General features: G+C 61.7%; 12 protein-coding genes. 4 read left to right on the top strand and 8 right to left on the bottom strand.

Annotation, left to right across the window (positions count from 1 at the left end):
- Positions 1-334: 334 nt before the first annotated feature.
- From H2170_14660 to lysA, 4 genes are all read right to left on the bottom strand, one after another.
- Complete coding sequence (locus H2170_14660) at positions 335-511, bottom strand: DUF2256 domain-containing protein (GenBank protein MCS6301316.1); 177 nt, start codon at positions 509-511, stop codon at positions 335-337.
- Between the two features lie 17 nt (positions 512-528).
- Entirely contained in the window at positions 529-2,115 is a 1,587-nt protein-coding gene (locus tag H2170_14655) for a cryptochrome/photolyase family protein (GenBank protein ID MCS6301315.1), read from the bottom strand.
- A gap of 735 nt (positions 2,116-2,850) precedes the next feature.
- Positions 2,851-3,849, bottom strand: coding sequence for an NAD(P)-dependent glycerol-3-phosphate dehydrogenase (locus tag H2170_14650; GenBank protein MCS6301314.1), 999 nt, complete (start codon positions 3,847-3,849; stop codon positions 2,851-2,853).
- A gap of 224 nt (positions 3,850-4,073) precedes the next feature.
- Positions 4,074-5,381, bottom strand: coding sequence for a diaminopimelate decarboxylase (gene lysA, locus H2170_14645; protein ID MCS6301313.1), 1,308 nt, complete (start codon positions 5,379-5,381; stop codon positions 4,074-4,076).
- Between the two features lie 412 nt (positions 5,382-5,793).
- Here lysA and H2170_14640 point away from each other — a divergent pair, with 412 nt between their 5' ends.
- Positions 5,794-6,054, top strand: a complete 261-nt coding sequence (locus H2170_14640) for a hypothetical protein (GenBank protein MCS6301312.1) — start codon at positions 5,794-5,796, stop codon at positions 6,052-6,054.
- Positions 6,055-6,107: 53 nt separating this feature from the next.
- Positions 6,108-6,551 carry a hypothetical protein gene (locus H2170_14635; GenBank protein MCS6301311.1) on the top strand — a complete coding sequence of 148 codons (444 nt, stop codon included), beginning with the start codon at positions 6,108-6,110 and terminating at the stop codon, positions 6,549-6,551.
- 499 nt (positions 6,552-7,050) lie between these two features.
- On the opposite strand, the gene H2170_14630 is transcribed toward H2170_14635, so the two are convergent.
- Both H2170_14630 and thiD read right to left on the bottom strand, forming a co-directional pair.
- Positions 7,051-7,716 (bottom strand): ATP-dependent Clp protease proteolytic subunit, encoded by a 666-nt coding sequence (locus tag H2170_14630; protein ID MCS6301310.1) that lies wholly within the window; start codon positions 7,714-7,716, stop codon positions 7,051-7,053.
- Positions 7,717-7,782: 66 nt separating this feature from the next.
- Positions 7,783-8,583: a bifunctional hydroxymethylpyrimidine kinase/phosphomethylpyrimidine kinase gene (thiD, locus tag H2170_14625; GenBank protein ID MCS6301309.1), complete on the bottom strand. Its 801-nt coding sequence runs from the start codon at positions 8,581-8,583 to the stop codon at positions 7,783-7,785.
- Positions 8,584-8,941: 358 nt separating this feature from the next.
- Here thiD and H2170_14620 point away from each other — a divergent pair, with 358 nt between their 5' ends.
- Positions 8,942-9,211 (top strand): hypothetical protein, encoded by a 270-nt coding sequence (locus tag H2170_14620; GenBank protein ID MCS6301308.1) that lies wholly within the window; start codon positions 8,942-8,944, stop codon positions 9,209-9,211.
- A 143-nt stretch (positions 9,212-9,354) separates the two neighbouring features.
- Here the strand turns inward: H2170_14620 and H2170_14615 are convergent, their stop codons facing one another.
- Positions 9,355-10,611: a class I SAM-dependent RNA methyltransferase gene (locus tag H2170_14615; GenBank protein MCS6301307.1), complete on the bottom strand. Its 1,257-nt coding sequence runs from the start codon at positions 10,609-10,611 to the stop codon at positions 9,355-9,357.
- A gap of 90 nt (positions 10,612-10,701) precedes the next feature.
- Between H2170_14615 and H2170_14610 the strand changes: the two genes are divergently transcribed.
- Entirely contained in the window at positions 10,702-11,517 is an 816-nt protein-coding gene (locus H2170_14610; protein MCS6301306.1) for an RNA methyltransferase, read from the top strand.
- A 111-nt stretch (positions 11,518-11,628) separates the two neighbouring features.
- On the opposite strand, the gene H2170_14605 is transcribed toward H2170_14610, so the two are convergent.
- A complete protein-coding gene (locus H2170_14605; GenBank protein MCS6301305.1) occupies positions 11,629-12,588 on the bottom strand; it encodes a hypothetical protein in 960 nt (319 codons plus the stop codon).
- Between the last annotated feature and the right edge of the window lie 33 nt (positions 12,589-12,621).

Below are 12,621 nucleotides of genomic sequence, written 5' to 3'. Positions count from 1 at the left end.
TTTGTCAGCGATTTGCCAGCAAAGGTGTTTCTGGCTTCACTTAGGCGCAGTTAGGGTTAGTTTCCTTCCTGTCTCAAACCACTAAATACCAATATAAAGCACACTAAACGAAGGCTTTTCGCTATTTACTTGGGAGTGGTTCGAATCCCCGTGGGGACGCCAGTTTCTAAAAGCCCGTAAATCGAAGGATTTACGGGCTTTTTTGTTTTATCAAAACGCGGGGGCGGGGGTGGGTGGGGGCTGGTTTTTGGGGCACGTAGGGCATGAAGTGCGTGGCGGGCGTCGTTTCGGTTGACGCGTACATGCGCTGCTGGACGTGGCCTTGAGCGTGAGCTCAAGGATGCCTGATGGGCTGGACGTTTTTAGCCCCTCGACTTCGTTTTCGGCAGCCGTCGGAACAGTATTTCACCTCGTCCCAGACCTTTTCCCATTTCTTGCGCCAACTAAACGGGCGTGCGCATACGGCACACGTTTTCACTGGCAGATCGGATTTTTGGCGCATTTTGGGCATCGGCGGATCGGCTGAAATCACCGGCTAAACCAATCGCCCGGCTCGCCCAGGGCGGGCTGGGCGGGTTGCGGCGCGCCGCCAAGCGCGCGGATTTCGGCGGCGCGCGTTTGGATAGCGCCCACTTCGGCGGGGCTCAGGCGGGCGAGATTTTTAACCTGCAAACTCATGCGTGGGTTGCCCGCAAGCAGGCGTTCGTGGCGAAGCAAAAAGTCCCAGTACAACGTGGTTACGGGGCACGCCGTTTCGCCCACGCGCAGGGCCGGGTCGAAGCGGCAGCCGGCGCAGGCGTTACTCATGCGGTCGATGTAATTGCCCGTGGCCACATAGGGTTTCGAGGCCATCAGCCCGCCGTCGGCGTATTGCGACATGCCGAGGGTGTTGGGCAACTCCACCCACTCGACCGCATCGACATACACCCCGAGGTACCACGCGCAGATTTCCTTCGGCCGCACCCCCAGCAGCAGCGAGTAAAGCCCGGTCACCATCAGCCGCTGGATGTGGTGCGCATAACCGTGCTGGAGGGTCTGACCGATGGCGTCGCGCAGGCAGGCCATTTCGGTTTTGCCCGTCCAATAAAACCCCGGCAACGGCTGGTCGGCCCCGAGCGCGTTGAGTTCGCCGTACGTAGGCATTTTCAGCCAATAAATCCCGCGCACATACTCGCGCCAGCCGAGGATTTGGCGGATAAATCCCTCGGCGCTGGCCAGGCTGACGCGGCCCTCGCGGTAGGCGGTTTCGGCCGCTCGGATCACGTCGCGCGGATCGAGCAGTTTGAGGTTCAGGGCCGCCGACAGGCGCGAGTGGTAAAGCCAGGGTTCGCCGGTCCAAATCGCGTCCTGATACTGGCCAAACAACGCGAGCCGATGGGCGATGAAATCCGCCAGTGCGAGCTGTGCCTGAGCCGGGGTGAGCGGCCAGTCGAAACTCGCAAGGCTGCCCGCGTGGCGGGCGAATCGCGTGCCGACCAGCGTGAGCACCTCAGCGGTGATCGGGTCGGGTGGAAACGCGACGGGAGCGGGCAACGGCTCCGGCCCGCTTTTGGGGAAACTGCCCCGGTTGTCGTGGTCGAAATTCCATTGGCCTCCCTCAGGTTCGTCCTCAGCGGTGAGCAACACGCCGTGCAGACGGCGCATGTCGCGATAAAAAAACTCCATGCGCAGCAGTTTGCGCTCCGCCGCGTGTTGGCGAAAGCGCTCCAGCGAGCACAGGAAATGGCGGTCGGGGCGGATTTCCAGCGGGAGCCCGATGGACGCGGCGGCCGTTTCGATTGCAAGGCGAACCCGGTGTTCGCCGGGCTCGGTCAGGATGAGCCGCGCGGGCGCAAGGTGGCGGGCGGCGCGGCCGATTTCGCCGGCGAGCGTCTGGGTGTTGGCGGGGTGGTCGAGCGGGGTGTAGTGGACGGTAACCCCGCGCGCCAGCAGTGACTCGCGGTGGTGGCGCATGGCGGCCAGGAAGATCGCGATGCGCGGCTGGGTTGAGGGCACGTGCTCGGATTCCTCGGCGACCTCCGCCATCCAGACCGCATCGAACGCGGGATCAAAGCCGTCGAAGGCCGAGGAGTCGGCGTTGAGTTGGTCGCCAAGAACCAGAACGAGGGAGCGCATGAAGATTTTTAAATGTGCGTGCGGTGCGGGGAGCCAACGGAAGCGGAGCGCGCCGACGTTAATCACAACGTTCACCTTGTCATCTGGGATGGGCTGAAATCCCGTTTTAACCTGAACGCGCAACGCATCACGCCGGGATGCCTCGCGGGTGTCCTGATTTAGGCCGTTTTGGATTTTGATGCGGAGGACCGCTGCGAACCTGCTCAGTCACGCTTTTTTTGCGGAAAATTACGGCAATCAATTAGGCTTCAGGCGATTAATGTTTCCATTGGTTTTGTTGCATTATTTTTTTGTAAAGGCTTATGGATTAGGTTTTTTTGAAAAAATGGAAGGCGGTTGAGGTGTGAGGCAAAACCAGTGGTTTTGGAGGGTATGCCCTTTTGGGCTGAAGGTGGCTACCGCTCTGGCTTTGGCCGTGGGGCAGCCGGCGAATGCGGCGACCAACTACTATTTCGACCTCATACCCTTTTGCATTCAAACGCATTAAAACCCGACCACTACCGTGATCACGTCAGTAGCGACCCATCATCCAACCTTAAAACAACCGGATTTTTAACCACTAATGAACACTAAGATACACTAATCAAGAAGCGACGAATCCCTTGTTTTTATTAGTGGAAATTCGTGTTCATTAGTGGTTAAAATGGTTCGTTTGTATTTCTTTGATCGCGAAATGGTATCAGAGCGCAAGTCCGTCTAATGGCTCGGCCCCAGGCTTTTCCGCCGGCACTAGCCTCACTCCCGGCGCAGTTCGCGGCTCATGAGGGCCATGAGCGCTTCGGCCGGCGGTTTGCCCTCGTAAAGGATGCGGTAGCCTTCCTTCAAAATCGGCGCGTCGATGCCGCGTTCCCGGCAAAGTCCGTAAAACGACGCGGTGGTGCGGTAGCCCTCGACGACCGCCTTGCTGCCGGCCAACAAATCGACCGCTTTGGCGCCCTCGCCGAGGCGTTGTCCAAATGTGCGGTTGCGGCTCCACGCGCCCGTGCACGTGGCCACCAAATCCCCGAACCCGCCCAGCCCGTAAAAGGTCTCCGCCTTTGCGCCCAACGCCAAGCCGACTCGTACCATTTCGGCCAACGCGCGGGTGAGCAGTGCGGCCCTGGCGTTGTCGCCGAGCTTCAGCCCGTCGCAGCAGCCGGCGGCGATCGCATAGACGTTTTTAAGGCAGCCGCCGAACTCCACTCCGGCCACGTCGTCGCTGGTGTAGACGCGCAACGTCGGCCCGCTCAACGCGGCCTGCACCTCGGCGAGAAACGCATCGGTCTTCTTCGCGGCGAGCACCATGGCGGCGGGGCGACCGCGGGCGACTTCGGCGGCGTTGGTGGGGCCGCTGAGCACGCCGACGGCGACCTGCGGCAGCACGGCCGCGATGACCTCGCTGGGCCGCAAGTGGGTGCCCAATTCCAGGCCTTTGACCAACGACACGACCAGCTTGAGCTGGGTGGCGAGGCCGAGGTTTTGGCGGACCCGTTCGCAGGTTTCGCGCAACGCCTGGGAAGGGCAGGCGAGCAGGATGACGTCCGCCTCCATAAGGACGGGCGTGAGCTCGTGGCCGAGTTGCAGGCTGAGCGGCAAAGCGATGCCTGGCAGGTAGTCGGAGTTTTCGCGGGTGGAGGCGAGGGCGAGCGCCTGTTCGAAGCGGCGCGGCACCAAGGTGACCGTGTGGTTAAGACGCGTCAGATGGATGGCAACCGCCGTACCCCAGGCTCCGGCACCGATGATGGCAAAATTCATGGGCAAAGAATTAGCCCGCGTAACTCGCCGAACACACGGAAAAAACAACGGGGGCCATCGCGGCCATAAAAAGTAGCGCAGACTTCCAGTCTGCTCCGAACGCGACTGCAGACTGGAAGTCTGCGCTACTTTTCGGAGCTAAATGCAGCGTCGTGCCTTTCGGCCTACCGCAGCGCACCGCTCCGATTCTTCCGTCTAGTCCGTGTGTTCCGTGGGCACCTAACTCAGCGCTTGAGGAACGCCGGAATCGTCTCGTTGGCGATTTGTTGGGCGAAGGTTTCGCGGGCGTTGATCAGCTCGAAGGTTGCGCCCTGGACGAGCACCTCGGCAGCCATGGAGCGGGTGTTGTAGCGGCTGGCCATGGTGAAACCGTAGGCGCCGGCACTCAGGAAGGCGATGTGTTCACCCTCGCCGACAGCCTGCAACTGGCGGTCCTTGGCAAAACAGTCGCCGCTTTCGCAGATCGGGCCGACCACGTCGGCCACCAGGGCGCGGCGGGTGGTGTCGCGCTGCAAGGGCACGATCTCGTGGAAACTGTCGTACATCGCCGGGCGCACCAGGTCGTTCATGGCGGCGTCGACGATGAGGAAGTTTTTGCTCGCGCCCTGCTTGAGGTGCTCGACCTCGGCGATCAGCGCGCCGGCGTTGCCCACCATGAAGCGACCGTGCTCGAGCACGATTTTAAGGCCCAGCGGCTGCAGCAACGGCACCAGCGCCTCACCGTAGGTTTCCGGGGTGAGCGGGCGCTGCTCGACGGGCTGAGCGTCCCACCACGCCTGCTGGCCGCTGGCGAGGGCGTCCTTGTAAACGATACCCATGCCCCCGCCGATCGAGAAATAGGTGATGCCGTAGGTGGCCTTGAGCTGCTCGACGAACGGCGTGATCTTCTTCACCGCCTCGACGAACGGGGCGACCGAGGTGAGCTGGGAGCCGATGTGCATCTGAACGCCCTTGATGGTGATGTGCGGATACTGGGCGGCGGCGGCGTAGGCGGCGGCGGCGTTTTGCAGCGGGATGCCAAACTTGTTGTCACTCTTGCCGGTGGTGATTTTGGCGTGGGTTTTGGCGTCCACGTCGGGGTTCACCCGGATGGCGATCGGCGCCTTAACACCCAGTTTGCCGGCGACGTGGTTGATGCGCGCCAGCTCCGGCTCGCTCTCAACGTGGAACGAGAAAATCCCGTTTTCGAGGGCGAGCTGGATCTCCGCCTCGGTTTTGCCGATGCCGGCGAACACGCTGGTCTTCACGTTGGCGCCCGCCGCCAGCACGCGCTGGATCTCGCCGCCGCTCACCAAATCGAAGCCCGCGCCGAGGTTGGAAAAATGCCGCAGCAGGGCGATGTTGGAGTTGGCCTTCATCGCGTAGCAGATCTGCAAATCCAGACCGGCCATGCTCTTGGCTAGGCGGTTGTAGTTATCCGCCATGGTTGCGGCGCTGTAGACGTAGGTCGGCGTACCGTAAAGGTGGACGATCTCGGCGAGATCGACGGATTCACAGTGAAGGTTGGAGGCGGTGTAGTGGAAGTGGTGCATGGCAGTCGTTAAAGCGGGCGAAATTGCCGAGTCTGCTGCGGGAAAACCACTCAAATTTTCAGCACGTCGAGGACTTATGCCTTTTTCATTCTTACGCATAAAAACTGGGCAACAATTCAGGCTCACCGCATCAGCAACCAAGCCTACAACCATCGAGCAACGGAATTTTTAACCGCTAATGAACGCTAAGATACGCTAATTCAGAAGCACTGGATCACTGTTTTTCATTAGCGGCCATTAGCGGTAAACCGGTTCGTTTTTATGTCTTTGCGTGCGACAGGGTATGAAGTGGACCGCCGTGTGGACGGGTCGCGGCGGGCCTGCGAATTAACGGTTAAAATGAGCACGTCGCCGAGTTCCCACTTGAGATTGCGCAAGACGCGCTGATGTTGAGTGCATCGTGATTCGTGCCTTGCTCCAACTCCTGCGTTATCTCCGCCTGCCGACCTTTGTTCGCGGCTTGGGGCGGGATGAGCGCGACTGGAACACGCCCGTGCACAACGGTAAATTCGCCAGTTTTATGGCGCTGCAGGGCAGCCACAGTCGCAATTCCGACCGCTACGATCGGCGCTTGCGCCTGCAAAAGCTCACCCGCGTCGTGGTCGTGCTGACGGCTGCGTTGGGTGCGGGTTGGGTGGCGCTGGAAAGCGCCAGAGCGCTGGCTTTCTTTTAGGAAAATCTAGTGCCTCGTTTGCGCTCGTGGGAAGGACGCGTTGATTGCGTCCCATGCGCACCGGGATTCTTCTCGTTGGGTTGTCGTCGGCGTTGAGTTTGGCTGGCTGCCAAACCGCGCGGGAGGCCGAAATTGTGCCCCCGACTGCGCGCATTGAGGGCTTGGGTATGACCGGCGAATGCGGAGTGCTCTGGCTGTGTTTTACCAACCCGAACCCGGTGCCGCTGGTGGCGAGCAGTTCCACCCACAAGCTCATGTTGGGCGAAAAATCCATGGGCACCATTGATGACGAGGAGCCGATTGGCCTGCCCCCGCTAGGCACGGTGGCGCACAGCATTGTGCTCAGCCCCAAGGTCACCTTGGCCGCGCAAGACTACCTGCAAAACAATCCCGGTGTGGTGCATGCCCAAGTGAAGAGCGCCCTTCACGTGACCCTCGCCGAACAGGACGTAATCACCCTCAAGAGCTTGTGCACCGGTCTGGTTAACACCCCGTAATATACGGGGCGTGTGTTCACCACGGGTGTGGCCTTGAGCGTGAGCTCAAGTCTGCCATGAGTGTGCTCGCGAAGCGTGTGGCCTTGAGCGTGAGCTCAAGGATGCCGCACGCCTCAACTTATGAGCTTAATGAAATCGGTTCGTGGGACAGCGGCTACCCCAGGGCAAACACCTTGAGCTCACGCTCAAGGCCACGCGGAGTGTCCTCGAGTAGCGTGTGGCCTTGAGCGTGAGCTCAAGGATGCCATGAGTGTGCTCGCGAAGCGTGTGGCCTTGAGCGTGAGCTCAAGGATGCCGCACGCCTCAACTTATGAGCTTAATGAAATCGGTTCGTGGGGCAGCGGCTACCCCAGGGCAAACACCTTGAGCTCACGCTCAAGGCCACGCGGAGTGTCCTCGAGTAGCGTGTGGCCTTGAGCGTGAGCTCAAGGATGCCATGAGTGTGCTCGCGAAGCGTGTGGCCTTGAGCGTGAGCTCAAGGATGCCGCACGCTTCACCCTTACAGTTTGTCGACGATCTTGTCGGCCAAACCGTAGGCGATCGCCTCTTGGGCGTTGAGGTAGAAATCGCGGTCCGTGTCGCGGTTGATCACTTCGATCGGCTGGCCCGAAGCCTTGGCCAAAATCTCGTTCAGTTCAAAGCGGAGTTTTTCCATCTCTTTGGCCTGAATGTTGATGTCGGTTGCAGGGCCGACCATGCGACCCGAGATGAGCGGTTGGTGGATGAGCACGCGCGAGTGCGGGAACAGCAGGCGACGGCCTTTGGGCGCGCCGGAGAGCAAAATCGAGCCCATGGAGGCCGCCATGCCGGTCACGATGACCGTGATCGGCGAGGAAATCATCTGCATGGTGTCGTACACCGCCATGCCCGCGGTGATGGAACCGCCGGGAGTGTTGATGTAAAAATAGATCTCTTTACCCGGGCCGATGGCGTCGAGGTAGAGGAGCTTTTCGGTGATGTCCTTGGCGGTTTCGTCGGTCACCGCGCCCCAGAGAAAAAGTTTACGATCATCGAGAAACTTTTTCTGGATGAGCATGGCAACGGGGGCGGAGGACTTCTTGGCGGCTTTATCGCACGCCTTGTCGTCATTTTCGTCTTCATCCTCGTCGTCATCGAGGCGGGGCAGGGGAGCGCTCAGACCGGGCTGGAGGTTATCGAAATGCATAGGTGGTGGAATGTGTAGGTGTGAAGGGGCTTGGCAAGTGCTCAGGCGCGATGCCGGGCAGGCTACTTATCGCCACAAATGATGAAAATGATGAACCGGTCCGTGACCTTTCCCGATATTTAATTGGTCGGCGGCGGCCAGCGCGGCGGTGAGGTAGGCTTTGGCGGCGCGGATCGCGTCGAGCGGCTGGTCGTGACGCGGCAATAGCGCCGCGATGGCCGCCGAGAGCGTGCAACCGGTGCCGTGTGTGTTTTTTGTAATAATTCGCACCGCAGGCAGTTCCACCTGGGTCACGCCGTCATCCACCACGTCGACGCTGGTTTCGCCGTCGAGGTGGCCGCCTTTGAGCACGACGAGGCGCGGGCCGAGTTGGTGCAACGCCCGCGCGGCGACACGCATGTCGGCGAGGGTGCGCAGGGGCGGGCAATTGAGCAGCACCTCGGCTTCGGGCAGGTTGGGCGTGATGATTTCGGCGAGCGGCACCAGTTCGCGGCGCAGGGCGTCGACCGCGTCGGGTTCGATCAGGCGGTGTCCGCTGGTGGAAACCATCACGGGGTCGAGAACCAGGTGTCGAAATGCGTGGCGGCGTACGGCGGCGGCCACGGTGGTGACGACCTCGGCGTTGCCCAACATGCCGAGTTTGACCGCGTCGATGCGCACGTCGGCCAACAGGGTGTCGATTTGCTGGGCGATGAATGCGACAGGTACGGGGAAAACGCCAGTGACGCCCTGGGTGTTTTGCGCGGTGAGGGCGGCGACGACACCGGTGCCGTAGGCGCCGAGGGCGGCGAAGGTTTTTAAATCGGCGAAAAGCCCCGCGCCCCCCGAAGGGTCGACGCCGGCGATACTAAGGACATTGGGAATCATGGACCGGGGCGAAGTTGAACGAGGAAAGCGCGGCGGCAATCGAAAGTAGCGCCGGCGGAGCTTCGAGAGACACGCGCCTAATAGGCCGTACCCTCCGAATTAACGGATGTGCCGGTACTGCAAAATCGACGAAATACTTCGATCCTTTTAGCCGCGAAAGAACGCAGAGAACGCATAAAAATACAGGGATTGTTCTTTGCGCTCCTTGCGTTCTTTCGCGGCTAAACTGCCCTGGGTTGATCCGACGCCTTTCATATTACGGCCTACTTGTTCACCTGCGTCCCTTGCCGATTGAGGCAAACGCGCCTAGGCTGCGTTCGTCCGCGCAACCGCAAACTCCCAACCCCACGGAGGCCCTATGTCTGCTATCAAAATTCACCTGGAAATGGCCGAAATCGACGCCGTCGAGCGTTACGCCAAGTCGCTCAATGTTAAAGCCGAGGACGTCGCCTACGCCGCCCTCAACCGATTGATGCTCAATGCCCGCGATCCCGAGGTGGAGAAAGACATCAGCGAAACCAGCCAGTGGCGGCACCACAACCTGCCGCTCTGGAGCGACTCGGCCGCGAGTGTCCACGCCTACGAGGGCAAACACGACGCCGAGCCCGAACCCAGCCGGTATGTGTGAGGCGGGTTAAGCGAATGTCGGAGGGACGACCTCCGTGTCGTCCGTGCCGAGCGCCGCAAAGTAGCGCAGACTTCCAGTCTGCTCGGCGCCTCAAGTCGGCCGCACAGGCCTTGCACCCGAAGCAGACAGGAAGTCTGCGCTACTCACTTCTTCCGCAGCGTGATCACGCACTCCAGGTGGCGCGTTTGCGGGAATAGGTCGAAGGGCTGCACCGCGGTCAGTTCGTAGCCGGCTGCGAGGAACGCTTTCAAATCGCGCATCTGCGTGGCCGGGTCGCAACTCACGTACACCACCGCCCGCGGTCCATAGTTAAACAACTGCGTCAGGAACGACTCGTCGCAGCCTTTGCGCGGCGGATCGATCAAGACCACCGTGTCGTCCGCCGGGAACGTTAGCCCGGCGAAAATCGCCGCCGCGTCACCCGCTTGGAACGTCACGTTGGTTAACCCGTTGGCCGCCGCGTTTTGTTTGGCGAAAACGATGCTGCTGTCGCTGATCTCGATGCCGGCCACCTGCTCAAACGCCGGTGCCGCCGTGAGCGCAAACAGGCCGCTGCCACAGTAGGCGTCCACCATGAAGCGCGCCCCGCTGGCGGCGGCTTGGTCGCGCGCGTAACCGGTAAAAGCCGGTAGGATAAACGGGTTGTTTTGGAAAAAATCGCGAGCGAGGAACTTTAATTTCAGGTCGCCGACCGTCTCGGTGACGATGTCGTCGTAGTTGGTCGTCACTACGCCGGACGCGTCGCGCAACAACAGGGTGCCACCACGCGCATAGTCGCCGTTTTCAGCCTTGGTGCGCACTGTTGCGCGGGCCTCGGCCAGGCGGGCGTTGATCGCGTCGGTGGCGATGACGCAGCGCGGCACGTCGATGATGTCGAAGCGCGTGCCCTGCCGCAGGAAGCCGATGGGCAACGGTTTGCCGTCGCCGCGCGGGGCGTTGAAATGCGGCGTGATTTTCGAGCGGTAACCGTACTCGACCGGCGAACCGATCACGGGTGACACCGGGAATACGGTGTCGGCCATGTACTTGAGCAACTCCTCGACCTGACGGCGCTTCCACAGGAGCTGCTCGTCGTAGGCGAGGTTCTGGTATTGGCAACCGCCGCAGGTGCCGAAGGCGGGGCAGGGCGGGGCGATGCGTTTGGGCGACGGGGTCAGGATGGTGACGATGTCGGCCTCTGAGAAATTCTTGTGGTTGCGGAACACGCGCACGCGCACCCGTTCGCCGGGCAGGGTGAACGGCACCATGACCACCCACTTGCCTGCGGGATCTTGCGGATGCGGCACGCGGCCCAGGCCCACGCCCAGGTTGGTCAGCGTGGCAATCTCCAGCTCGATTTCTTGGTGATAGCCGAAAGGACGGTCGTTGAACTTTTTGTTATTTCTACCCACGCTTCCCACGGAATACACGGAAACGCCCACGGCGAGGAAAAGCACGGCGCGGAAAAGAATTTTGTCTTTTGCCGGTTTTCTGTGTGTTCCGTGTGGTCCGTGGGCACACCAACCGAAAAAATATCCAGCCTCCAGAATCCGCGCATCAAGCAGCTCGTCAAACTGCGCGACCGCCGTCCGCGCGACGAAGCCGGGGTTTTCCTCGTCGAGGGTTACCGCCAGATCCGCCGCGCGCTGGAGAAAAAAATCACGCTCACCGAGCTCTACATTTCGCCGGAGTGGTATTTGGGGGGAAACGAGCCAGCGCTCATCGCCCAGGCGCAGGCTGCCGGGGCGCAGGTGTTCGAGTTGTCCAAGGAGGCGTTCGCCAAGGTCGCCTATCGTGAACGCCCCGACGGCCTGCTGGCCGTGGCCCCGCAATGGCGGCGCGGGCTGGCCGACATCCCGGCTCCGGCGGCGGGCAAAGCGCCCTTTTTACTGGTCGTCGAGGCGATCGAAAAACCGGGTAACCTCGGCACCATTTTGCGCAGTGCGGACGCGGCGGGCGTGGACGCGCTCATCGTCTGCGACCCGGTGACGGATCTGTTTAATCCCAACGTGGTGCGCGCCTCCACCGGTGTGTTGTTTTCCGTGCCGGTGGTGATCGCCAGCAGCGCGGAGGTACGCGAATGGCTGCGTGCAAACCAGATTCGCTCGGTGGCGACGACGCCCTCGGCGACCGATTTTTACACGGACACCGATCTGCGCGGCCCGCTGGCGATCGTGATGGGCAGCGAGCAATACGGGCTGAGCGATTACTGGTTAAAAGAGGCCGATGCGCGGGTGGTGATCCCCATGGCGGGCCAGGCGGATTCGCTCAACGTGGCGATGGCTACGATTATTACGTTATTCGAAGCGGTGCGTCAGCGCGGGTAGCGCGGCGGTTTGGCGTTCTGCGGCATCCTTGAGCTCACGCTCAAGGCCACACGCTTCGCGAACCCACTCCGCTGCTTCACGAATACACGCCGCGTGGCCTTGAGCGTGAGCTCAGGGTGCGGTCGCCCGGTAGCGCACGATCGCGCTGCCTTCGCGTTCCGAGGTCACGTAGATCGTTTTGCCGTCGGCGCCGAACGCCACCGCCTCGGCCTGCACCAAACCGTGCGGCGCCAGCACCTCCGGCGCGCGTCTCAGCGCATCAGCCCAGCGCTCGGCCGGCTTGCGGTTAAACAATAACACGTCGCCGTAGGTTACCACCACTGCCGCCGTGCCATCGGCGGCGAAATCCATGCCGGTGGGTTGCGCCCGATAACGCCCGGTCGGGATTGGCAACAGGTGCTGGGTGCCGGAGGGCTGCGGGAAGTGGCTTTCGGGCAGTTGCGCCACCGGCATCGCCGCAGGCAGAACGCCATCGGCCGGCAGGCGCAGCGGCAACGTGTACAGCCCGTGCGGCGAGGTGCGTTTGGCTAGCAGGTAAACCAGGCCGGCGCGCGCGTCCACGGCCACCGCTTCGCAGTCGCGCGGGCCGTCGAGGTAACGCACCGGGATTTTCCAGGCGACTTTCCCCGTGGTTTCGCGGTCGGTCGAGAGCTCCGCCGGATCAGGTTCGGCGACCACGTAAAGCGCGCAATCGGTGCGGTGGCTGTCGTTGTCGCCGGTGTCGGCGACCAACAGCCAGGCGCGCCCGTCGAGCTCGAAGGAGGCGATGTCTTCCCAGTCGCGGTTAGCCACGCCCTGAATACGCAGATCGCCCCGGCGGGTGCCGTTGGGATCGAGCGCATAAAGCACGGGTTGGCCGCCGCTGTCGTTGTGGGCCCAAAGCAGTTTGGAGTCGCGGTGAGAGGCGGCTAGCCCGCTCGATTCAATGAGGATTTTGGGCAACGTGCCGGTGCGCTCCGGCGGCCCGTAAGGCGGCGGCTGGGCGCAGGCGCTGAGCAGCAGCAAGCCGAGCAAACTGGTGCGGCTGAAGCGGCGCAGGACGGGCGGGAGCGAGGGGCGCTGGGGCGACATGAAATGGTGGGGGGCTGTGGGATTAAAAAGTAG

The sequence above is a fragment of the Opitutus sp. genome (assembly GCA_024998815.1).
GTDB lineage: Bacteria > Verrucomicrobiota > Verrucomicrobiia > Opitutales > Opitutaceae > Rariglobus.
Note: the sequence above shows the minus strand (reverse complement) of the source record. Positions and strands in the feature narration are given on the sequence as shown.

Bases quoted from the DNA above. Each gene is read 5' to 3' on its own strand.
- H2170_14635 (MCS6301311.1), top strand. From the start codon at position 6,108: ATGCGCACCGGGATTCTTCTCGTTGGGTTGTCGTCGGCGTTGAGTTTG.
- H2170_14660 (MCS6301316.1), bottom strand. From the start codon at position 511: ATGCCCAAAATGCGCCAAAAATCCGATCTGCCAGTGAAAACGTGTGCC.
- lysA (MCS6301313.1), bottom strand. From the start codon at position 5,381: ATGCACCACTTCCACTACACCGCCTCCAACCTTCACTGTGAATCCGTC.
- H2170_14650 (MCS6301314.1), bottom strand. From the start codon at position 3,849: ATGAATTTTGCCATCATCGGTGCCGGAGCCTGGGGTACGGCGGTTGCC.
- H2170_14655 (MCS6301315.1), bottom strand. From the start codon at position 2,115: ATGCGCTCCCTCGTTCTGGTTCTTGGCGACCAACTCAACGCCGACTCC.
- H2170_14630 (MCS6301310.1), bottom strand. From the start codon at position 7,716: ATGCATTTCGATAACCTCCAGCCCGGTCTGAGCGCTCCCCTGCCCCGC.
- H2170_14605 (MCS6301305.1), bottom strand. From the start codon at position 12,588: ATGTCGCCCCAGCGCCCCTCGCTCCCGCCCGTCCTGCGCCGCTTCAGC.
- thiD (MCS6301309.1), bottom strand. From the start codon at position 8,583: ATGATTCCCAATGTCCTTAGTATCGCCGGCGTCGACCCTTCGGGGGGC.
- H2170_14620 (MCS6301308.1), top strand. From the start codon at position 8,942: ATGTCTGCTATCAAAATTCACCTGGAAATGGCCGAAATCGACGCCGTC.